This window comes from Vibrio harveyi (assembly GCF_030060435.1).
Lineage (GTDB): Bacteria > Pseudomonadota > Gammaproteobacteria > Enterobacterales > Vibrionaceae > Vibrio > Vibrio harveyi.
Genome location: NZ_CP125876.1, coordinates 792,392 through 812,678, shown reverse-complemented (window position 1 = coordinate 812,678; position 20,287 = coordinate 792,392). Strand labels below are relative to the sequence as shown.

19 protein-coding genes are annotated in these 20,287 nt (G+C 47.1%); 9 read left to right on the top strand and 10 right to left on the bottom strand.

Annotated elements, in window-relative coordinates; all coding sequences use genetic code 11:
* The first annotated feature begins 531 nt into the window (after window positions 1-531).
* The 7 genes from QMY49_RS20245 to sstT all read left to right on the top strand — a co-directional run bounded on the left by QMY49_RS20245 (window position 532) and on the right by sstT (window position 6,529).
* The gene (locus tag QMY49_RS20245; protein WP_005437870.1) at window positions 532-1,449 is read left to right on the top strand and encodes a polyprenyl-phosphate transporter; all 918 of its coding nucleotides are present in this window, start codon (window positions 532-534) and stop codon (window positions 1,447-1,449) included.
* A 184-nt stretch (window positions 1,450-1,633) separates the two neighbouring features.
* Window positions 1,634-2,059 carry a hypothetical protein gene (locus QMY49_RS20240; protein ID WP_283316413.1) on the top strand — a complete coding sequence of 142 codons (426 nt, stop codon included), beginning with the start codon at window positions 1,634-1,636 and terminating at the stop codon, window positions 2,057-2,059.
* Between the two features lie 9 nt (window positions 2,060-2,068).
* On the top strand, window positions 2,069-2,680 hold the full coding sequence (locus tag QMY49_RS20235; RefSeq protein WP_005447419.1) for an SCO family protein: 612 nt from the start codon (window positions 2,069-2,071) through the stop codon (window positions 2,678-2,680).
* Window positions 2,670-3,137: a copper chaperone PCu(A)C gene (locus tag QMY49_RS20230; protein WP_005447418.1), complete on the top strand. Its 468-nt coding sequence runs from the start codon at window positions 2,670-2,672 to the stop codon at window positions 3,135-3,137. The genes QMY49_RS20235 and QMY49_RS20230 overlap by 11 nt, the downstream gene beginning before the upstream one ends.
* Before the next feature lie 177 nt (window positions 3,138-3,314).
* Window positions 3,315-3,617, top strand: coding sequence for a PTS sugar transporter subunit IIB (locus QMY49_RS20225; RefSeq protein ID WP_283316412.1), 303 nt, complete (start codon window positions 3,315-3,317; stop codon window positions 3,615-3,617).
* Between the two features lie 254 nt (window positions 3,618-3,871).
* Window positions 3,872-4,948, top strand: a complete 1,077-nt coding sequence (gene rsgA, locus QMY49_RS20220) for a ribosome small subunit-dependent GTPase A (protein WP_009700613.1) — start codon at window positions 3,872-3,874, stop codon at window positions 4,946-4,948.
* 363 nt (window positions 4,949-5,311) lie between these two features.
* Complete coding sequence (gene sstT / locus QMY49_RS20215; RefSeq protein ID WP_026000277.1) at window positions 5,312-6,529, top strand: serine/threonine transporter SstT; 1,218 nt, start codon at window positions 5,312-5,314, stop codon at window positions 6,527-6,529.
* 79 nt (window positions 6,530-6,608) lie between these two features.
* Here the strand turns inward: sstT and iolG are convergent, their stop codons facing one another.
* The 9 genes from iolG to iolE all read right to left on the bottom strand — a co-directional run bounded on the left by iolG (window position 6,609) and on the right by iolE (window position 16,556).
* Window positions 6,609-7,595 (bottom strand): inositol 2-dehydrogenase, encoded by a 987-nt coding sequence (iolG, locus tag QMY49_RS20210; protein ID WP_283316411.1) that lies wholly within the window; start codon window positions 7,593-7,595, stop codon window positions 6,609-6,611.
* A gap of 21 nt (window positions 7,596-7,616) precedes the next feature.
* Window positions 7,617-8,444 (bottom strand): sugar phosphate isomerase/epimerase family protein, encoded by an 828-nt coding sequence (locus QMY49_RS20205; RefSeq protein ID WP_283316409.1) that lies wholly within the window; start codon window positions 8,442-8,444, stop codon window positions 7,617-7,619.
* Window positions 8,445-8,629: 185 nt separating this feature from the next.
* Window positions 8,630-9,463: a MurR/RpiR family transcriptional regulator gene (locus QMY49_RS20200; RefSeq protein WP_005447408.1), complete on the bottom strand. Its 834-nt coding sequence runs from the start codon at window positions 9,461-9,463 to the stop codon at window positions 8,630-8,632.
* Between the two features lie 72 nt (window positions 9,464-9,535).
* Window positions 9,536-10,363: a class II fructose-bisphosphate aldolase gene (locus QMY49_RS20195; RefSeq protein WP_005437843.1), complete on the bottom strand. Its 828-nt coding sequence runs from the start codon at window positions 10,361-10,363 to the stop codon at window positions 9,536-9,538.
* Between the two features lie 10 nt (window positions 10,364-10,373).
* Window positions 10,374-11,243 (bottom strand): 5-deoxy-glucuronate isomerase, encoded by an 870-nt coding sequence (locus QMY49_RS20190; RefSeq protein WP_038868950.1) that lies wholly within the window; start codon window positions 11,241-11,243, stop codon window positions 10,374-10,376.
* A gap of 181 nt (window positions 11,244-11,424) precedes the next feature.
* Window positions 11,425-12,411, bottom strand: coding sequence for a 5-dehydro-2-deoxygluconokinase (iolC, locus tag QMY49_RS20185; RefSeq protein ID WP_283316403.1), 987 nt, complete (start codon window positions 12,409-12,411; stop codon window positions 11,425-11,427).
* Between the two features lie 12 nt (window positions 12,412-12,423).
* Window positions 12,424-13,599, bottom strand: a complete 1,176-nt coding sequence (locus QMY49_RS20180; protein ID WP_009706516.1) for a Gfo/Idh/MocA family protein — start codon at window positions 13,597-13,599, stop codon at window positions 12,424-12,426.
* A 98-nt stretch (window positions 13,600-13,697) separates the two neighbouring features.
* Entirely contained in the window at window positions 13,698-15,569 is a 1,872-nt protein-coding gene (gene iolD, locus QMY49_RS20175) for a 3D-(3,5/4)-trihydroxycyclohexane-1,2-dione acylhydrolase (decyclizing) (RefSeq protein WP_009698037.1), read from the bottom strand.
* A 93-nt stretch (window positions 15,570-15,662) separates the two neighbouring features.
* Window positions 15,663-16,556: a myo-inosose-2 dehydratase gene (gene iolE / locus QMY49_RS20170; protein ID WP_283316399.1), complete on the bottom strand. Its 894-nt coding sequence runs from the start codon at window positions 16,554-16,556 to the stop codon at window positions 15,663-15,665.
* Window positions 16,557-17,094: 538 nt separating this feature from the next.
* On the opposite strand from iolE, the gene QMY49_RS20165 reads away from it, so the two are divergent.
* Together QMY49_RS20165 and QMY49_RS20160 are read left to right on the top strand one after the other, a co-directional pair.
* Window positions 17,095-18,537, top strand: a complete 1,443-nt coding sequence (locus tag QMY49_RS20165; RefSeq protein ID WP_005447390.1) for a sugar porter family MFS transporter — start codon at window positions 17,095-17,097, stop codon at window positions 18,535-18,537.
* A gap of 70 nt (window positions 18,538-18,607) precedes the next feature.
* Complete coding sequence (locus QMY49_RS20160; protein WP_281188556.1) at window positions 18,608-19,498, top strand: LysR family transcriptional regulator; 891 nt, start codon at window positions 18,608-18,610, stop codon at window positions 19,496-19,498.
* Between the two features lie 12 nt (window positions 19,499-19,510).
* Here QMY49_RS20160 and QMY49_RS20155 read toward each other — a convergent pair whose 3' ends face one another.
* The gene (locus tag QMY49_RS20155) at window positions 19,511-20,260 is read right to left on the bottom strand and encodes a sulfite exporter TauE/SafE family protein (protein WP_283316759.1); all 750 of its coding nucleotides are present in this window, start codon (window positions 20,258-20,260) and stop codon (window positions 19,511-19,513) included.
* Window positions 20,261-20,287: the final 27 nt, after the last annotated feature.

Below are 20,287 nucleotides of genomic sequence, written 5' to 3'. Positions count from 1 at the left end.
CAATTTGAAAAGCATTATTTTTGGGCACAAGATCTCATATCAAACCGCCAAGATGTTACAGCATTTGCAATATGCAAAGTCAAAATGCAAATTGCAGTTGCAAGTCGCAACACTGTGGCATAAGTGATAAATAAGTCACCAAACGACTTCATTCAACAAATTTATCGATTTTACGCTGACATTTATTCAATCAAGCACCCCTTTATCGCTGATAACAAATCCGTTTCTTTATCGCGTATCTTTCTGTTTTTATTCACCTAAACTAACCAAAAAGCTTAACGTTGCTAGGTTCTGTTGGCCTTTCAAGCTGATTTTTACAGCGAGTGTTTGCCTAGAATGACTAAGCAATACACTCCTTTCCTTTCCTACAACGATTTTAACCATGCGCCCATCAGAACAAAACTTAACCACGAAAGTTCAACAGATCCTAGATAAGCAATCATTTAGATATTTTCCTCACCACTATTTCATACTTTTTTGACATCAATGTTTGTATACTCAGGACCATCTACATGACTTAGTACTTGAGAAATGAACTATCTAATCACCTACTTCAAAGGAATGGCGATGGGTGCAGCCGATGTTGTCCCAGGCGTATCAGGCGGTACCATTGCATTTATTACTGGCATTTATGACACACTGCTAGAAAGCATTCGACGTATTAACCCTTCACTTTTCTCGATTTGGAAAAAGGATGGCTTCAAAGCTGCGTTTAATCACATTAACGGCTTCTTCCTTATCTCTTTGTTTGCGGGTATTTTCACCAGCATCGCGACGCTGGCAAAACTAATCAGTTGGTTATTGGAAACTCATCCAATTCCAATTTGGTCATTCTTCTTTGGTCTGATCTTGGTGTCTGTCTACCACATCATTCGCCAAGTAGAAAAGCGTGACGCTATCCGTTTTGTTGCGTTATTGATCGGCATTGGTTTCGCCTACAGCATCACGGTGCTAAAACCACTTCATATGGAGCCAACGGCGATCAACACCATTCTGGCTGGAGCTATCGCAATCTGTGCGATGATTCTACCGGGTATCTCAGGCAGCTTTATTTTGCTATTGATCGGCATGTATGCTCCTGTATTGGGCGCGGTAAAAGGTTTCCAAATTGATATCCTTGCGCTGTTCCTTGTTGGCTGTGTTGCTGGTCTGCTGTCCTTCTCTCACTTGTTGTCTTGGTTACTGCGCAAATTCCGCGATTTAACCTTAATGTTCCTAACTGGCTTAATGATCGGTACGCTACCAAAGATCTGGCCTTGGAAGGAAACGCTAACATGGCGTACTAACTCGAAGGGTGAGCAAGTGCCATTGCTAGAGCAAAACCTATCACCGTTTGAGTTTGAGCACATCACGTCTCAACCATCACAACTGGTGTTAGCCGTGATCATGATGCTAGCCGCTATCGCGTTAGTACTTGGTTTAGAGAAGTTTGCGGATTCAAACAAGTAAATCTGAACCACAATTCCATCATTTAAGAAGCGGAGCCATTGGCTCCGCTTTTTTTATTTACGCTTTACAAACAATAGGTTTCAAATAGATGGGGATAGTGCACAATTTGTTGAAGTTACGAGTTTTCGTACATCCCATCTGTGCTAGGATGCAGGCAATGTTAAGTGATAAATACTGAATCTTAATGAAAGTGTTACAAATCGCAGGGATAGCCGTGGCACTGGTCGCTGGCTTTTACGCGCCTACCCTAATAAAAAACTTCTCTTCAGTGCCCGAACCTAAGTCGCTCGATGAATACTGTTTCCTCTCTACTGAACCTTGCATCCAACATAATGTTGCGATGACGCTTAGCGTCGATACTGCTCAACCTCTTATCCCAGCTCAGCTCGAAGTCGAATGGCAAGACAGCGAAGCGGATCAGCTCGTATTAAGTTTGGTTGGTCGAGAAATGGAAATGGGCGAGCCAAAATTCATGCTAAAGAAAGTGGCACCAGGTAAGTTTGTGGGTGATGTGACATTGCCCGTTTGTACACAAGATTCAATGACGTGGGTTGGTGAACTTTCCGACGGTAAAGACACCATCTACCCGGCCCTCAAAATGCAAAGATAAGGAATTGATATGAGCCGTAATTGGTCTCTCTTTCTCGTGGTTGCGTTTGTCCTTGGCTTTGGTACCAAAACGTACCTAGATGGACAAAAAGACGTAGAGAAAAAACAACAAGTCACTACCGAGCAAAGCGTGTTGTTTGGCGAAGGCGATAAACCTGTCGATATCTTCGATACCAGCGATGATCGCATTCGCATTGTTTACTTTGGCTTTACGCGTTGCCCAGACGTATGCCCAACCTCATTAGCCATGCTAGCAGGTGCACTCAATCAAATCGACGATGCGCAAAAAGCGCAGTTGCGCCCAATGTTCATCTCGCTTGATCCAGAACGTGACGAGGCAGATGCATCAGCCAAGTACGCCCACTACTTCCACCCGATGATTGAAGGTCTGTCCGCACCACTCGACGTGACCACCCCACTTGCCCACAAATACGGTGTTATTTTCCGTAAAACGGAGCTAGAAGGCTCAGAGCTGAAATACACGCTCGACCACAGCTCTTACTTTTACTTCTTGAAGCCTGACGGCACACTCATCACTAAAGTGCCACACACCTTAACGCCTGCGCCAATTGTCGAAGCGATAACTAAACTGACAGCAGAAGGAAAAACCAATGAAAGCTAAGCATGCAATCAAAACGTTAGCCCTCTCCGCCCTACTTCTAAGCCCTTTGGCACAAGCAAACCTAAACGTGATGCCACACGAACCGTATGCACGAGCAATGGCGCCAGGTGCTGTGACGAGCGCTGTGTTTGTGACCTTTGCTAACCGAAGCCAAGAAGACATCAATATTGTCGCAGCAGAAACCCCTGCAGCAGGTAAAGTCGAGTTGCACGATGTGATTAAAGAAGGCGATGTAATGAAGATGCGCCAAGTAGACCACATCACACTCGCTGCAAAAGAGACCACCGAGCTAAAACCGGGCAGCCTGCATATCATGCTATTTGACCTTAAAAAGCCGCTTAATGAAGGCGACGAAATCGAAGTGACAGTGACTTACGACAACGGCCAAAAGCAAAGCTTTACTGCGCCAGTCAAAAAAGTCATGGCAGGAATGAAAAAGCACGAACATCATCATTAGTGCTTCTTCACTTCATCGATTCAAAGCTCCTCCAACGTGAGGAGCTTTTTTATTCCTCTCTCTTTTCTCTAAGCCGTATTCGCCAAACTATCAATACATGATTTTGTGTCCTAAATCAGAGCGAAACAGCCGCTGCTGAGATATAAACAAGGCTTTGCTGCAAACGAGTTTCTCGCCATGTTAAAAGCCCTTTCTCGCGTATTTAAAATGCTGACGCAAGTAAATCCAAACCTAGAACAGGATGTCGATACCATCATTGACGCTATTGGTGGCATGAGTAATTTGGTGGAAACTGGTGTTTGCGCGACAAGGCTACGACTCACACTAAAAGACACCACCATTGTGAATCAAAAAGCACTGAAGGAGCATGGAGTGCATGGTGTCGTGATCATTGATGAACGACATATCCAAATCATCTACGGCGTAAAAGCCAACACCTATTCACAAGAGATGGAAGAACGTCGAATAAAACACATATAAAACGCAAAGGAGTTGTAGGAATCAGAGCACAGTCGCTATACTCCGACCGTTAACTCACCAACTTAAGAGGAAATATGATGATTGTAATGAATAACACTAACTGGGCAGTGAAAGGGTAACGTCCAACTTTTTCTCGTGGCTAAGCCACACCACCTCCCTTCTTTGCCCGGTTTTCACCGGGGTCAGCTCTATGCGAATTAGACCCTAATGCGATTTGTATTAAGGCGCTTTGTTGCGTCTGGGATAATTCAACAATGAATAAAACACATTCTTTTTGTGAAACACTACTAACTCAACCTAACCCATTAAAGCTATTAGGTTGGAAACCCTTTTTTCAACAACAATTGACGTTAGACGATTACCAAGACACGCTTTTTGCGCGAGTGATTGCTCACCATCGTAGTGGTTACGTTGTGGTTAGCGAACAAGGTGAAACTCACTTACCTATCCATCCCTCGTTACCCAGCATGACCGTTGGTGATTGGGTAGTATTGGATGGCCAGCAACAGTTTTCTCGCCTACTTGAACGCCGCAGTTTATTCAGTCGCAAAGCCGCAGGTAGTAAGGTCGCCGAGCAACTTATCGCCGCCAACGTGGATACTGTCTTCATCGTTTGTTCACTCAACCACGACTTTAACCTCAGTCGCATTGAGCGCTATTTGGCCCTCATCAATGAAGCTGATGTAGAGCCCGTGATTGTGCTGACGAAAGCAGACTTATGTGACGATGTTGACGAGCTCAAAGCTCAGGTACAAAAGCTCGATCCGTTGCTTATGGTGGAAAGCGTTAATGGTTTGGATGAATCAGACGTTGCCAAATTAATGAGTTGGTGCGGCGAAGGTCAAACCGTCGCATTTATTGGCTCTTCAGGGGTAGGAAAATCGACCTTAGTAAACACCCTGCTTGGCGAGCAAGAACAAGCGACTGGTGGTATTCGTGAGGATGACAGCAAAGGTCGACACACTACAACCTCACGCTCAATCCACCTATTACCATCCGGTGGGATCTTAATGGACACGCCAGGAATGCGAGAGATCCAATTAGCAGATTGCGAGGCAGGCGTGAGTGAAACTTTCGCTGATGTTGAAGCCTTAGCTGATAACTGCCGATTCAATGATTGCCAACATCAAACCGAGCCAGGTTGCGCGGTTCAAGCTGCGATTGAAGATGGCTCTCTTGAGCTACGACGCTTTACTAACTATCAGAAGTTATTGCGTGAACAAGCCCATAACGGAGCGAGTCTCGCAGAGCAAAGAGCGCAGAATAAACAGTTCGGCAAAATGGTTCGCAGTATTGTTGACGGAAAGCGCAAACGCCAACAGAGTTACTAGTTTGTTGTATTTGCGTAATCAATAGAACAAAGGAGGCTAACGCCTCCTTTTTTAATAACTTTATGAAAAACCATCATTCATACTTCGCCATACAAATCAACACAAAAGACCAATAACGATAACATTGAGCAAACATTTAAACTAAGAACAAACTAAAACTAGACACAAAATATTACCAAGTTAAGATATGTGATATTCAGCAAGAAAATGGCTGGATTTATAAAAACAGGATAATTGATAATCAGGATGTCTTAGCAGCACAACCACAAGATTCAGCCCCTTCATGCGAGGGAACATTACGCCGTGTAATGACTGAATATTGCACTGTTGCTGAGTCAAAAATTGCAGGAATGATGTATGCAAATGCAACACAACAGTCTCGTTGCCCGATTCGCTCGCGGTAACCTCGTTCTCCAAATCCTCGTCGGTATCGTCTTAGGTATTCTGCTTGCGACTATCTCGCCAAGCCACGCAGAAAGCGTTGGTATGCTGGGTAGCTTGTTTGTTGGTGCACTAAAAGCGATTGCTCCAGTATTGGTATTTATCTTGGTGGCTGCGTCTATCGCAAACCAAAAGAAAAACCAACACACTTACATGCGTCCAATCGTAATTCTTTACCTAGCGGGTACCTTCTTTGCGGCACTAACCGCAGTAGTACTAAGTTTCCTTTTCCCGACCAATTTAACGCTAGTAACGGGCGCTGAAGGTGCAACACCACCACAAGGTATTGCAGAAGTTATCCAAACCTTGTTGTTCAAACTGGTTGATAACCCAGTAAACGCGCTAGTAGAAGCAAACTACATCGGTATTCTTGCTTGGGGTGTGGGTCTTGGTCTTGCACTTCACCACGCATCAGCAACAACAAAAGCGGTATTCGAAGATCTAAGCCACAGTGTTTCCCACATTGTTCGTTTTATCATTCGTCTTGCGCCATTTGGTATCTTTGGTCTGGTTGCCTCAACGTTTGCAACAACAGGTTTTGGTGCACTAGCAAGCTACGCTCACCTTCTAGCGGTACTACTAGGTTCAATGTTTATCATTGCGCTAGTGGTTAACCCTGCGATCGTATACTTCAAAACGAAAGAAAACCCATACCCGTTGGTGTTCCAATGTCTACGTGAAAGTGGCGTAACGGCATTCTTTACGCGTTCAAGTGCTGCGAACATTCCAGTGAACATGAACCTATGTAAGAAACTAGACCTAGACGAAGATACGTACTCAGTATCTATTCCACTAGGTGCGACCATCAACATGGCGGGTGCAGCAATCACTATCACAACCCTAACGCTAGCAGCGGTACACACTATGGGTATCGACGTTGACCTAATGACAGCGGTACTACTAAGTATTGTTGCTGCAGTATCAGCGTGTGGTGCATCAGGTGTTGCTGGTGGTTCTCTACTACTTATCCCACTAGCGTGTGGCCTGTTTGGTATCTCAAACGACGTAGCAATGCAGGTTGTAGCCGTTGGTTTCATCATCGGTGTGATTCAAGACTCTGCTGAAACAGCCCTAAACAGCTCAACAGACGTTATCTTCACTGCCGCTGTTTGCAAATCAGAACAGCAAAAAGCTCAGTAAGACTTAAGCATCTTTAAGATCTCAATAATAGAAAGGGGAGCCAATGCGGCTCCCCTTTTTGTTTCCTGTTAGGGATGACCTACAAACGAACCGTCTTCCCTGTTTGCATCGACTCTAACGCGGCATCCGCTAACGTCAGAGCAATCTCACCATCTATACCCGAGCAGCATGGTGCTTCGCCTTTAAGTACTTCAACAAAGTGTTGCCACTCTGCCACGTAAGCACGCTCATAGCGCTCTAAGAAGAAATACTTCGGTGTTGCGCCTGCTTGCCCTGTTTCTGTACTGCAGTTGACTAGATTTTCAGTCAGATTCGCCACTTGCAACATGCCTTTCTCGCCATGCACTTCGAGACGCTGATCGTATCCGTAACCAGAACGGCGACTATTGTGAATCGTCACCATCGCACCAGAAGGGAATGTAAGCGTCACCACACTGGTATCGATATCTCCCGCTTCACCAATGGCAGGATCTACCTTGCAACTGCCATGTGCCGTAACCGTGATTGGATCTTCCCCTAAGATAAACCGCGCCATATCGAGGTCGTGAATCGTCATATCGCGGAACATACCTCCGGACGATTTGCTGTATTGTGCTGGCGGTGGCGCAGGATCGCGAGAGGTGATAATTACGCTTGCTGGTTCGCCAATTTGACCGTCATCCAACGCTTTCTTAAGGCTCAAGAAATGCGGGTCAAAGCGGCGATTGAAGCCTAATAAGAACGGCACCTGATGCTGGTTTACTACGCCCAAGCAATCGCGCACTCGCCCCAAATCAAGGTCGATAGGCTTCTCACAAAAAATCGCTTTGCCTGCTTTTGCTGCTCGCTCAATCAAATCCGCATGAGTATCGGTTGACGAGCAAATACACACCGCATGAACATTCTCATCCGCCATGGTCTCTTCTACGGTTTGGCGCTTTGTCTGCGGATACTGCGCACAAAACTGATCCGCATAGACCTCATAAGGTTCGATAAGCGAATAAATCGTGGTTTCAGGTGAACGTTCGATATTGACCGCATGCACTTGACCAATTCGACCCGCTCCAAATAAAGCAATATTAAACATAGAAAATCCCTTATGTGTCGACTAGTCGAATTGATGCTTCATACCCGCCAACATATCTGCGGCGATATCGTAATAATCCCCTTCCCAGAGTTGGTCGTTGAGGAATTCACCAGAGTAGAATCCGTCGTAACCCGTTTGTCGAATCGCATCGACCCACTCTTTCAATGGCACTTCACCTTGCCCTAGTAAGTAACCACGTAGAGCGCGCTCATCAGGCCACGCTTCGCCCGGTGCAGGACGCTTACCGTCAGACAAGTGCACGTTGAAAATCAGCTCGGCATCGATATTTGCCACTTGTTCCAACGTTGCTCCGCGACATGCCCATAAGTGCCATGTATCCAGAACAAAACCAAAGTTGTCGCGGCCGACGGCGTCGTACAGGCGGAAGTAATCTTCCAATTTGGCGATTGGAGTCCAAGCCGCGCCTTCATATTGGAAACGGATGCCATAGTTCTTACCAATGTCGGCAATCTGGCGAATGTTCTGTGCCGTTAGCTCGATGTTTTGCTCTTTGGATAAGCCGTTTAATACCTCAAAAGCATTGAGCTGGATGGTAGGTGCACCCACGGCTTGCGCAAAACGGCACAGCGTTTCTGAATCTTGGAACAATTGACGTTGGCTGGCTTTATCTGTCACTTCAACCGCGCCAATGATGTCGATCGCCGTTGGGACAATGCCAAACTCATCCATACGTTGTTTGAGTTGCTCAGCGGAGAAGCCAGCTTGAATATAACGCCAGAGTTTTTCGGTGTGAATTTCGAGCCCTTGGTAGCCAGTTTCTTTGGCAAGTCGGACATCAGATAGGATATTGCTGTGCAGAGAGCACATGCCATGTAGAGCAAAACGCATCAGATTTACCTCTTCTCACTGCCCTGTACATTGCAGGACATAAGCCGAATTCAGCTCGAGCAAACCCGCAGCGCAACCGCTAAGTTGCACTTAATCAGTGGACAAAGGTATGGAAAAATCTGCGCGCTTTACTGCTTATTCGCTCGCAGGATCGCGTCCCTATTTGAGATTACTGAGCGATGAAGTTACTTCACTTCTCGACAAATCAGACTCACCGCAATCGCCTGCGCCAAATACATGGAGCTGCTGAGCGAACGGAAGCCCATCAATTCGCCTTCTTGCACTTCAAAACAGACATCCATTTTGCTGCCATGAGGCGTCATTTGGTTATCAGTAATGCAGACAATCGGTACGTTCTTTTTGCAAGCATCATCAATCAGTTGGCTGGTTTCTTCCGCGTATGGATTGAAGGTGATAGCAAACAGAACGTCTTTTTCGTTCATTCGTCGAGTTAACGGAGACAACATGCCACCGTGATCATCCAAGAGCACTACGCTCTTGTCGGATTTCATGAGGGCGTACCAAAGATAGAAGGCCACTGGGTAAGCGCGACGAGTCCCCTGGATGTAGATGGTTTCTGCTCCATCCATCAGAGCCACTGCACGTTCCAGTTTTTGTGGAGAGACCGACATTTGAAGCTGTTCTAGTGCTTCAATGTTTGCGTGTCCGAAATCTTGGAAGATGGCTTGAGGCGAGTCATGTGGGACGTCCTCCATCTCACGAGCTTTACGAACACGCTCTTTGTAGTCTCTCGGACGATTCAAATACTGATCGCGAAACAGTACTTGCATAGAAGTGAAGCCATCAAAGCCCATCGCATTAGAGAATCGACTCAAGGTCGACAATGGTACGTTGGCTTGCTTGGCAATGGTCGCCATGGTTTCTACCGCCACCAGCATCGGCTGGTCGGTTACAAAATCCGCGACTTGCTGCAAACGTCCGCTCAAACTGTCGTAACGCTTTGCGATTAACTCTTTTAGTGTGTCTAAATCTGCAGGTGCTTTCACTTCAACATCCATAGTTATACTGCTCTCCTATCAATGAACGCTTGGAGATAGAGGCCCCTTATAGTAACAAAAGGGGCTGCTATTTTAAGATAATAATTCAAAGTTTCGTACCGCTTCTTCTTTCACGTACGGCATCGCCTTTTGCATGAAGTAAATACGGTCAAACTTTTGCGGTTCCTGATTCATGTAATCGCGAAGATTATGACCCAGAGCCTGACGCAAACAGGTGCCAATATTGAACTTGGACACACGACTTTGCTTCAGCTTGAGCATGTCTTCATCGCGAATACCACTCGAACCATGAATCACCAACGGCACAGCCACAGCATTTGCGATACGGTCTAGGCGACCAAAATCGATAGTACAAGTCGGCTCGGTTAAGCGGTGAACATTACCGACGGAAATTGCGACACAATCTACGCCACTCTCTTCTGCAAAGCGCGCCGCATCTTCCGGTTCTGTGTAGATAGATTTTATGTGGTCGCGACCTTCTTCGTAAGGCACCGAACCAATTTCCCCCTCTACCGATGCTCCTAGAGCATGCGCCACTTCAACGACTTTCTTAGTGCGAGCAATGTTCTCGTCCAACGTCAGTTGAGAGCCATCAAACATCACAGAACTAAACCCAGCTTTAAGCGCGCGAAAGACGATGTCTTCTTCGTAAGTGTGGTCAAGGTGAAGCACGACAGGCACCGTGCTCTTATGCGCTAGATTTAGGAACATCGCCGCAGCGGTTTCGACGCCATAAAAGTCCACAACGTCTTTATTACACGCCAGAATTACAGGTTTGTTCACTTGCTCTGCTGCTTCAACAACAGCACGAGCATCCTCAAAGCCGAACACATTAAAGCAAGGGACAGCGTAGTTAGACGCCGCAGCCTCCGGCAATAGGTCATTCAAATTTACCAACATGATGATTCCCCTACTTAAATTTCGCGATCATGTCTTTGATGCCAGGGATCGTCTCCACTTGGTATTCGTGGTGCGGATCAAAATGCTGAATCAAAGATTTCTCTGTTTTGCCAACGATGATGGTGAAGTAATACATTTCATAACCCGGCGCCGCCACACTTGGGTGATAACCTTTGTCGATGGCGATCACTGAGCCCGTGCGCACATGGTAAACCGGACCAAAGTCGTCTTCATGCTCGTATAGGAACTGCGCACCAAAGCCGAAATCTGGGTTAAAGCGGAATTGGTACACTTCTTCATAAAGGGTTTCTTTGCTGCCATCAGGCTTAACACGATCTTCATCGTGCTTGTGTGGTGGAAAGCCAGACCAACCACCTGCACCAACGGTGAATAGCTCACTCACCAATAAGCGACCGCGTTTGTCTGCGTTGGATTGACCCAGTACGTGTTTGATTTTGCGGTGAGTTTTGGTGTCATCCGAACCATATTGCACCATGTCTACGTTCTCTTCGCGGACACAGAAAGGCTCCAGTGACGCTTCAAACTTACCACCTGCAATCATAACGTCAGCTTTGTCGCTCACACATTGAATGGTCGCGCGGTAGCCAAGTGGTACGTAAACCGCTTCTGGGTTGCCGTCCCAAACTGATTTACGTTTACCAATGTTGTCGAACGTTTCACTTTCACCGTCTTTCGTCACGGTGATGCTGCAAGTGCCGCCAGCCAATACGATGACAGACTCATACCCTTCGATGACATGGTCAAAGGTTTCGTTCTGATTCAAGAACACTTGGTTGAAGTAACATAGCGGCGTTACTTCGTCGTTCGCACCAATAATTGGTTCATTCTTGTTATCAAATGGTGGAATGTGTTTTCCCATTTTTCTTTTCTCCTCACAGCTCGTAGTGAAACGAGGCTGCCCTATCCTTCTGAAAGTGGCTTAACAAAAAAGCCGGGCCACGATGGTGTGTACGCGCACTGTTTGGTTACCCTCAAAGTGACATACCGGCCCGGGAGACCAAACGCGCAGCAATGTGGTGCCCGAAAGCACCAAACCGTGCTTAACTTCGCGTCTCAATAAAATCGAATAGTTGTTCCTTAGTTGGCATGGCTTCTGTGCAGCTGTGACCGCTGACATTAATCGCCGCTGCTGCCGTGCCGTTGCGTACGCCCTCTTCTAACGAACCACCAGTAACTAGCGTCCAAATCAGACCTCCGGCGAATGAGTCACCAGAGCCAAATGGCTTATTGGCTTCGACTCGGAAAATACCTTGCTCGAACTTATGACCCGTACGGTCATACACTTTCGAACCATGCTCACCGGCTTTCACCACCACGACTTGGGTGTTCTCCGTTAGGAAGCGAGCCGCCGTTTGGTCATCATCGGTGTTGCCCGGAGCAATGACGGTTTCCATCATGTCGAACTCTTCACGGTTACCGATCACGACGTCTGAAAGACCCGCGGCAATGCCGTAGTAAATCGAAGCATCGGTATCCGTGCGCCAAGAGTAAGGGCGGTAATCAACATCCAGCACCACTAAGGTATTGCTGCGGCGCGCGTGCTGCATCGCAATCAAAGTGGCTTCACGGCTTGGGCTTTCCGACAATGCCGTTCCTGTGACCACCAAGACTTTTGAGCTAGCGATGTAAGCGGGATCAATCTCTTCTGGCTTGATGGTCAAATCCGATGCGTTGTTACGATAGATAAGCACGGTGCAATCTTTTGGCTTCATCTCTGTGAATGCCACCGAGGTGCGCGAACCAGAACCATCGGTTCTCATGCCATCAAGGTTGATACCTTGCTCCGTCATGTAACCTTTGACGTAACCACCGAATGCATCGTCAGCCACGCAGCCAATAAAGCCGACCTTACCGCCTAACTTGGCAATGCCCACCGCAATGTTCGCGGCTGAGCCACCAACGAATTTGTTGAAGCCAGAGATATCCGCCATGTCGGTTTTAGCTTCGCGAGCGTAGAGGTCTACGCCCGCACGTCCTAAAACGATGGCATCCAATGGTCGATTTGTTTCAAGTGCAATGTTTGTCATCGTCTGTTCCTATTATTTGTAGTCAACCCAAGCGGCGTTCTGGTCTGCAGATTCCACACACTTCTCGCATAAGCGCACGCCTTCGATACCTGCGTCGATACCTGGGAACCAAATTTCAGACAGCGCTTGCTGGTCATCACGGTCAGCCGCATCGAATGCCAACGCGAAACGGTGGTACAAGTTCGCCCATGACTCGAAGTAACCTTCTGCATGACCACCACCAACACGGTTAGAAGCCACACCCGGTGCATCTTGGTATAGGTAGCCCATGCCACGCTCTAGAATGCGTGGTGCTTCGCCTTGCACTTCAAAACGAAGTTGGTTTGGTTGCTCATCCCACCATTCGATGGACGCTTTCGAACCGACGATGCGGATTTTTTGTTGGTGCATCGAACCTGCATTCACTGCCGACGCCCAAAGCGTACCGACTGCGCCATCTTTGAACTGCATCATGATGTGAGCGTTATCTTCGAGCGGAGCACGTGACTTGATGAAGCTTTGACGCATGCAAGACAGACGGTCGATTTCAAGACCCGTCATCACTTCACACAGGTAGAAAGCGTGCGTACCCACATCACCCAGAACATAAGTTGGACCTGAGACTTCTGGGCTGACGCGCCATTTCAAACCTGGATCGTTTTTCTCGTATTCTTCGTTGTGGAAGCCGTGAGCAAACTGCATGTTCACCACACGAATCTCACCCAGATCACCACGCTTCACCATTTCACGCGCTTGCTGAACCATTGGGAAACCGCTATAACCGTACATCACGCCAATCACGCGATTGCGCTCTGCTGCGATCTGTTTGAGCTCTTCTGCTTCTTCCGTCGTGAAGGTGATTGGTTTTTCACACACCACGTGCAAGTTAGCTTCCAGTGCTGCTTTACAAATTTCGTAGTGAGTTGAGTTTGGTGTTGCTACCGAAACAGCTTGAATGCCATCTTCGCGTTGCGCTTCCTTCTCAAACATCTCTTTGTAATTTGCGTAGCAACGGTCGCCATCGAGACCTAAGTTCTCACCAAAATCACGACAACGATCCGCGTCCAAATCGAATGCACCAGCGACCAATTTAAACAAACCATCGCGCTGCGCCGCATTACGGTGCGAGTAACCGATCTGACTGCCACGACCACCGCCGACCATTGCCCAACGGATTGGTTGCTCAAAATGACGTTCTTCATTAAACATGTTTGACTCCTTAATAGGCTCTTGCTCAAGAGCCTATAAATCGAATTATTGAAATCTGTTTTAAAGCTGGATGTTTTGATACATAAATCGGTTTGGGCTTAAACGCCGGCGCGTTGTGCTGCTCTGCCTTCTTCCCATGCAGCCACTTTCTCTGCGGTGTCGTCATTGCGTGTCACTTGAGGAAGTCCCACCTCCCACCAGCAATCACACTTAGACCAAGCCATTGGCGATACTGGGTCGATGTCGACCACAATCACGTAAGTACGGTCGGCTTCTTTAGCGCGTTGGAATGCTTCATCAAACTGGTCGATTGAGGTCAGCTTCTCGCTGATTGCGCCTTGCGCTTCGGCATGCTTAGCAAAGTCCACGCGAGCTACCTCGCCATCAGGACGGCGACAGTCTTCCAATAGGTTATTGAACGACTCGTTACCCGTATTGTTTTGCAGCTTGTTGATCACCGCGAAACCACCGTTGTCGCATACCACGACAATCATCTTGTGACCCGTCAGAACTGACGAGTAGATGTCTGAGTTTTGAATCAGGTAAGAGCCATCGCCGACGAGCACAACCACATCGTTATCTGGGTTCGCAACTTTCGCGCCCCAGCCACCTGCGATTTCATAACCCATGCAAGAGAAGCCAAATTCAATGTCGAACTTACCAATTTGGTAGTTCTGCCAGTTCATCGCAAGCTCTGCTGGTAAGCCACCCGCTGCCGTAAGTACCGTGTCGCCCGGCTGCATAGATTTGTTGAGCTTGCCAATCACTTCTGCATAAGAAGACGTACCGTCGAGTAGGTCGCCTGGTTGAGGGTGAGTACGGCGATGCACCACGGCTTTCCATTCATCCGCTTGCGCTTTCGCCGTTGCCGCCCACTCGTCACTACTACGGAAATCGCCCAGTAGGTTAGACAGCTCAACTAAGCCACGTTTTGCGTCTGCTTTAACTGGAATAGCACGATGTTTAATGGCATCAAAACGTGCGGTATTGATGGTAACTAGCTTCATATCTGGGTTCTTGAACACCGACCAAGAGCCTGTCGTGAAGTCTTGTAAGCGAGTACCCACAGCCAACACCACATCCGCATGCGCTGCCATGTAGTTTGCAGAGTCTGAACCTGTCACGCCGATTGGACCTGCGTTTAGAGGATTGTCTTGCAGCATCGTGGCGCGACCAGCAATGGTCTCAACCACAGGGATGTTGTGTTTTTTCGCAAAGGCAGCCAACTCGTCCGTTGCTAGTGAGTAATGCACGCCACCGCCAGAGATAACCAAAGGTTGTTTCGCGCTAAGTAGCGCCGCTTTTGCATCCTCTAGATCTGCCACTTCTGGCTCTGGACGACGAATGCGGTGTACTTTTTCTTGGAAGAAGACTTCAGGGAAATCGTAAGCCACGCCCTGAATATCTTGTGGTAAGCCGATAAACGCTGGACCACAGGTTTCTGGGTCAAGCATGGTATCAATTGCCTGAGGCAATGAGTGCATCAATTGCGTTGGCGAGATAATGCGATCCCAGTAACGTGTTAGCGGTTTGAACGCATCGTTACAAGTGATCGAAGGATCGTAGAAATTCTCTGGCTGTTGAAGCACAGGATCTGGCAGACGACTAACGTAAGCGTCTCCAGAAATCAAAAGCACTGGTAAACGGTTTGTGTGCGCGATACCTGCTGCGGTAACCATATTGGTTGCACCCGGACCAATTGAACTGGTCGCGATACCGATGCGACGACGTAAGTTTGCTTTGGCATACGCGATTGCCGCTGTTGCCATCGACTGCTCATTTTGACCACGCCAAGTCGGAATTTTGTCTTCGATATTTTTTAGCTGCTGTCCAAAGCACGTCACGTTACCGTGACCAAAGATGGCGAATGCTGCACCAAATAGCTGTTCTTTTTTACCATCAATTTCAATCATTTGTGCGGCTAGGTACTGAGCTAGCGCTTCTGCAACAGTTAGGCGTACAGTTTTCATTGTCTTCCCCGGTAGTATCAATCATTTTTGTAGCCGCGTTGTCTCCACGGCTTGATACAGGGGAGACGAATCTCCCCTTCCTTACTTGTGCTCTTATAGACCGTATTTCTTCGCGTAGCCTGTGATGTTCTCGTAAGCCGTTTTCGCGTACGTCAATGGGTGCGCTTTCGCTGGGTCTTGTTCTGCTTCAACCAGCAACCAGCCTTGGTAGTTGCGCTCTTTCAATGCTGCGAATACGTCTTCGTAATCCACGTCACCTGTACCAGGAACAGTGAATACGCCATCAAGCACTGCATTAAGGAATGATTTGTCTGCATCACGTGCAGCTTTCATTACTTCTAGACGAAGGTCTTTAAAGTGCATGTGACCAATACGATGACCCCAACGCTTAATCATGGTCACTGGGTTACCACCTCCGTAAGTGATGTGACCCGTATCTAGAGTTAGGTAAACGGCTTCGCCAGTGAATTCCATCATGATGTTGATGTCATCTTCCGTTTCACAAATGGTGCCGACGTGATGATGGAAAGACAGCTTGATGTCGTGCTCGTTTAGAAGGTATTCCGCAACTTGAGTTAACTTCGCGCAGTAGGTTTTCCACTCGTCCATAGTAAGGATCACGCGTTGAGAAAGTGGCGTGTTGATGTCGCCGTGAACCGTGTTGCTCACTTCACCGAACACCATTGCTTTACAGCCAGCAGCCTTAAGCAATTTGATGTGCTCTTGCATCGCTGCGATTTCTTCTTCCGCAGTCAGCTTCATTAGATTGCCGCTGTACCAGCCAGAAGCGAGCACTAGGCCATGTTTTTCTAGTAGAGGGATTAGAACTTCTGGCTCACGTGGGTACTTAGTACCTAGCTCTGTACCAGTGAAACCAGCTTCTGCCATTTCACTTAGACACGTTTCCAATGGGATATCGCCGCCCAGTTCTGGCATGTCATCATTTGTCCAAGTCAGTGGGCTAATTCCATATTGCACGTTGCTCATTTTTATTCTCCGACAATGTTTCCGTTATTTAATAAATGTCGTGAAGTAAAAGCGTGGTTTTTATAGATGCTTTTCTTTCACCGATTTCGTTTCACTGGAAATTACATTAGCGAAAAAAACTTTAAATGAAAAATATTTTTCACAACATGAAATCGATGTCATCAAATTGTTAAATCATGAAAAAAGCCAATCACAGCAAGCCCTACAAGCAAACTTGCGCCAGATCTCATTTTATTTAAATCCTTTATTTTCAATAACTTATACTGACATTTAAAAATGAAAAATGTTTTTCATTTTTTGATTTGGGTAACACTTTAGGATAAAAAACGAACAGACACCTAGTCGAATAACAAAAGAGTAAATATGATAAATGCAACCGACAAATGAAAAATAATTTTCATACATCTAATAAACATTAAAAGTCGGCAATATAGATACCCAATACTCGTACCCTACAAAACAGAGTATTGGCCGCTACCCAACTTGATCTTATTCGATGGTTAAAGGAAAGCTTGGGGATCTAATAAAGGAAAAAACAATGGAAGCTACATCCAAGGCCGAAGCTCGAAAGCACAATATCGCCTACATCGTTAGGATTTGTTGTATCGCTGCGCTCGGAGGCATCTTATTAGGTTACGACACTGCTGTTATCTCTGGCGCAATTGGTCCAATCCGTGATTACTTCGGACTGTCACCAGCTCAAACTGGCTGGGCCGTATCCAGCGTAGTATTAGGTAGTATCATCGGTGCGGTCAGCGCAGGCTGGGCAGCCCTAAAATACGGTCGACGCAACACCCTCTTCATCGCCGCCATTCTCTTCATCATATCCGCCATTGGCTCTGCACTCGCTCAAACCTTCTCTTTCTATGTGGTTCTACGTATCGTCGGTGGCGTAGCTGTAGGTTTGGCTTGTGTGGTATCACCAATGTATATGTCAGAAGTCGCACCAAAAGACTTCCGAGGTCGTGCGGTGAGCATGTTCCAGCAATCGGCAGTTATCGGTCAAACGGGTGTGTTTTACGTCAACTACCTCATCGCAAAAGGCATGTCAGAGGCTTGGTTAGTGGATATGGGCTGGCGCTGGATGCTTGGCTCTGAAGTGATTCCTGCCGCGCTTTTCGCAATGTTGTTGTTCCTCATCCCAGAATCACCACGTTGGCTGGTTTTGAAAGGCAAAGTAGACGATGCCAAAGAGACGTTATCTCGTATCTCAAACCCGAAACACGCAGATCGTTTGATCAAAGAGATCCAAGAGTCGTTGAAAGAAACCGTCGGTGCGAAGAAGAACAAAGTCAGCCTGCGTTCGCCATTATTGTTCGCCATCTTAGTGATTGGTACGTTCGTTGCGGCGGCTCAACAGTTAACGGGCATCAACGTGATCATGTACTACACACCTGAGATCTTAAAACCGATCACTGGCTCAACAGAAAACGCGCTGTTCCAAACTACCTTTGTCGGCATTGTCTTTATCGGTGGTAACGCACTTGGTATGTACCTGATTGATAAAGTAGGTCGTCTACCATTAATGAAATACGGCACCTTTGGTTGTGCATTTGGTATGTTCGTGGTCGGCTATGTGCTTTACCAACAAACCGAAGGCTACGCAGCACTGTTCGCATTGTGTTTGTACGTAGTGTCTTACGCGACATCATGGGGTTGTGCATGTTGGACCATGATTTCAGAAATATTCCCGAACAGCATTCGCTCTCGTGCCATGGCCATCGCCGTCGGCGCACAATGGTTTACAGGCTTCATCGTGACGCAATCTTTCCCAATGCTAAACGAAAACCCTTACTTAAAAGAGCAATTCAATGGCGCATTTAGCTTCTGGTTATTCGGCGTCTTGTCACTCATCTGTATGGTCATCGTAGTTAAGTATGTGCCTGAAACGAAAGGCGTCAGCTTAGAGAAAATGGAAGAAGCGATGGCGAAAAAACTGGGTAAAAAAGTATCTGGAAGTGCGACTGAAGCACGTGCATAAGATAACTTAATGTTTTACAAAGGGAACAGGTGATCGCACTTGTTCCCTTTTTGCTTTGGAGGCAAAACTCATGCTCGATAAAATGGCGTTCTTTGTCTATGTGATCCGCTCTGGGTCTATCTCCTCCGCAGCACGAAAATTCAACATTTCGGTCTCCGCAGGAAGCCGTTGGCTGCAAGAACTGGAGCAACACTTCGGTACGACCTTATGTCGCCGCTCGAATCGGTTATTGGAAGCCACTCAAGCGGGGCAAACCTTATACGAAGAGTTTTCTCCTTTAGTCGACAACGCAGAGCGCATCAGTCGCAAGTTAGAAGACTTCCAAGACAGCGAAAAAGGTCACATCAACATCGCGTGCACGCCCGTCTATGCCAATCACTATCTAATGGATAAAATCGCCGAGTATTCCAAACTCAACCCAAAGGTGACCTTCAACATCAACGTCACTCCTTGGGCATTGGATCACGCCAGTACTTGTGACCTAATGATCAGTGCCAATGCCAGCTTCCAAGGCTACCGTGAAAAAGATTTATTACTGGTGAAGCGCGAGCTAATGCAGTGCCCGTTTATCGTCGTGGCTTCGCCGCAATACCTAGAAAAATATGGCTTGCCCACGCACCCAGAAGCACTACGAGACCACGCTTGCTTAATTGCAACCACACTGACGGGCAGCAATGATTGGATCTTCCGCCAAGGTGTGGAAAACATGGTACTCAAAGTGCCAAAAACAATCGAGGTGAACGACAGCGACCTATTACTAAGTGGCTCCTTAAAAGGAGCTGGTATCGCCTACTTGCCGCAATTCGTCACCGAAAAAGCAGTCGAGAAAGGCGAGTTAGTACCACTATTGGAAGAGTATGAGACCAGTATTTGGAGTTTGAATCTGTATTACCATTCACCCAAAACTGCATCTCCAGTGGCAATAAAGTTCAAAGAGTTCTTATTGGAAAAACCTTGTTAAGTCGGATTGGAGTTAAAACAATAAAGTGCTCACGCCATCGAAAGTCAGCTTGGCGCCTGAAAGAAACAAGAACAAGTAACAGAGCTGATAGATTCTTTCCTGACTGACGCGATGCAAAAGATACACACCCATCTTAACGCCAACAGGCGCGAGTGGAATCAACACCAACGCAGTCATTAAGTTGGTCGAATCAAACTCGCCAAGCCAAATGTAAGGTATGAGTTTCGCTACATTCACTATGCCGAACAACAGTGCCATGGTCGCTATTAAGTTGATTTTAGGCAGTTTCAACGGCAGTAAATAGATACTCGCTGGACCGCCACCAGCATGAATTGCGGTACTGGAAAAACCGCTCAGAGTACTCCAAATCCAAGCGCCTAACTTCCCTGATTGAGATGGAGTTTCACCACTTAGCCAATACTGAAAACAGAACAGCAAAGACAGCACGCCAACGGTGATCTTCAACCCCGACTCTGGGGTGATACTCAAAAATAACCCCGCTAATACCACGCCAAGCAAAGCCCCCGGCAACATAGTTTTGAGTACTCGAACATCGGCATTTCGATAATGATGACGCACCGCAAATGCGTCCATCACCAATAGAATCGGCAATAAAATCGCCGCCGCTTGTGTTGGCGGCACCACCAGCGCCATCATAGGAACAGCCAAAATGCCCAGCGCTCCACCGAGCCCACCTTTACCAATGCCATAAATTAGCACCGCAGGAGTCGCCAAAAGATAGAACCAAGGATCGCTGAGCATCATTACTGCCTTTTCATCATCTAGTTT

Bases quoted from the DNA above. Each gene is read 5' to 3' on its own strand.
- QMY49_RS20195 (WP_005437843.1), bottom strand. From the start codon at position 10,363: ATGTTGGTAAATTTGAATGACCTATTGCCGGAGGCTGCGGCGTCTAAC.
- QMY49_RS20190 (WP_038868950.1), bottom strand. From the start codon at position 11,243: ATGGGAAAACACATTCCACCATTTGATAACAAGAATGAACCAATTATT.
- QMY49_RS20235 (WP_005447419.1), top strand. From the start codon at position 2,069: ATGAGCCGTAATTGGTCTCTCTTTCTCGTGGTTGCGTTTGTCCTTGGC.
- iolC (WP_283316403.1), bottom strand. From the start codon at position 12,411: ATGACAAACATTGCACTTGAAACAAATCGACCATTGGATGCCATCGTT.
- QMY49_RS20245 (WP_005437870.1), top strand. From the start codon at position 532: ATGAACTATCTAATCACCTACTTCAAAGGAATGGCGATGGGTGCAGCC.
- iolE (WP_283316399.1), bottom strand. From the start codon at position 16,556: ATGAGCAACGTGCAATATGGAATTAGCCCACTGACTTGGACAAATGAT.
- QMY49_RS20180 (WP_009706516.1), bottom strand. From the start codon at position 13,599: ATGTTTAATGAAGAACGTCATTTTGAGCAACCAATCCGTTGGGCAATG.
- QMY49_RS20225 (WP_283316412.1), top strand. From the start codon at position 3,315: ATGTTAAAAGCCCTTTCTCGCGTATTTAAAATGCTGACGCAAGTAAAT.
- sstT (WP_026000277.1), top strand. From the start codon at position 5,312: ATGCAACACAACAGTCTCGTTGCCCGATTCGCTCGCGGTAACCTCGTT.
- iolG (WP_283316411.1), bottom strand. From the start codon at position 7,595: ATGTTTAATATTGCTTTATTTGGAGCGGGTCGAATTGGTCAAGTGCAT.
- QMY49_RS20230 (WP_005447418.1), top strand. From the start codon at position 2,670: ATGAAAGCTAAGCATGCAATCAAAACGTTAGCCCTCTCCGCCCTACTT.
- rsgA (WP_009700613.1), top strand. From the start codon at position 3,872: ATGAATAAAACACATTCTTTTTGTGAAACACTACTAACTCAACCTAAC.
- QMY49_RS20205 (WP_283316409.1), bottom strand. From the start codon at position 8,444: ATGCGTTTTGCTCTACATGGCATGTGCTCTCTGCACAGCAATATCCTA.
- QMY49_RS20155 (WP_283316759.1), bottom strand. From the start codon at position 20,260: ATGCTCAGCGATCCTTGGTTCTATCTTTTGGCGACTCCTGCGGTGCTA.
- QMY49_RS20240 (WP_283316413.1), top strand. From the start codon at position 1,634: ATGAAAGTGTTACAAATCGCAGGGATAGCCGTGGCACTGGTCGCTGGC.
- QMY49_RS20165 (WP_005447390.1), top strand. From the start codon at position 17,095: ATGGAAGCTACATCCAAGGCCGAAGCTCGAAAGCACAATATCGCCTAC.
- QMY49_RS20200 (WP_005447408.1), bottom strand. From the start codon at position 9,463: ATGGATGTTGAAGTGAAAGCACCTGCAGATTTAGACACACTAAAAGAG.
- iolD (WP_009698037.1), bottom strand. From the start codon at position 15,569: ATGAAAACTGTACGCCTAACTGTTGCAGAAGCGCTAGCTCAGTACCTA.
- QMY49_RS20160 (WP_281188556.1), top strand. From the start codon at position 18,608: ATGCTCGATAAAATGGCGTTCTTTGTCTATGTGATCCGCTCTGGGTCT.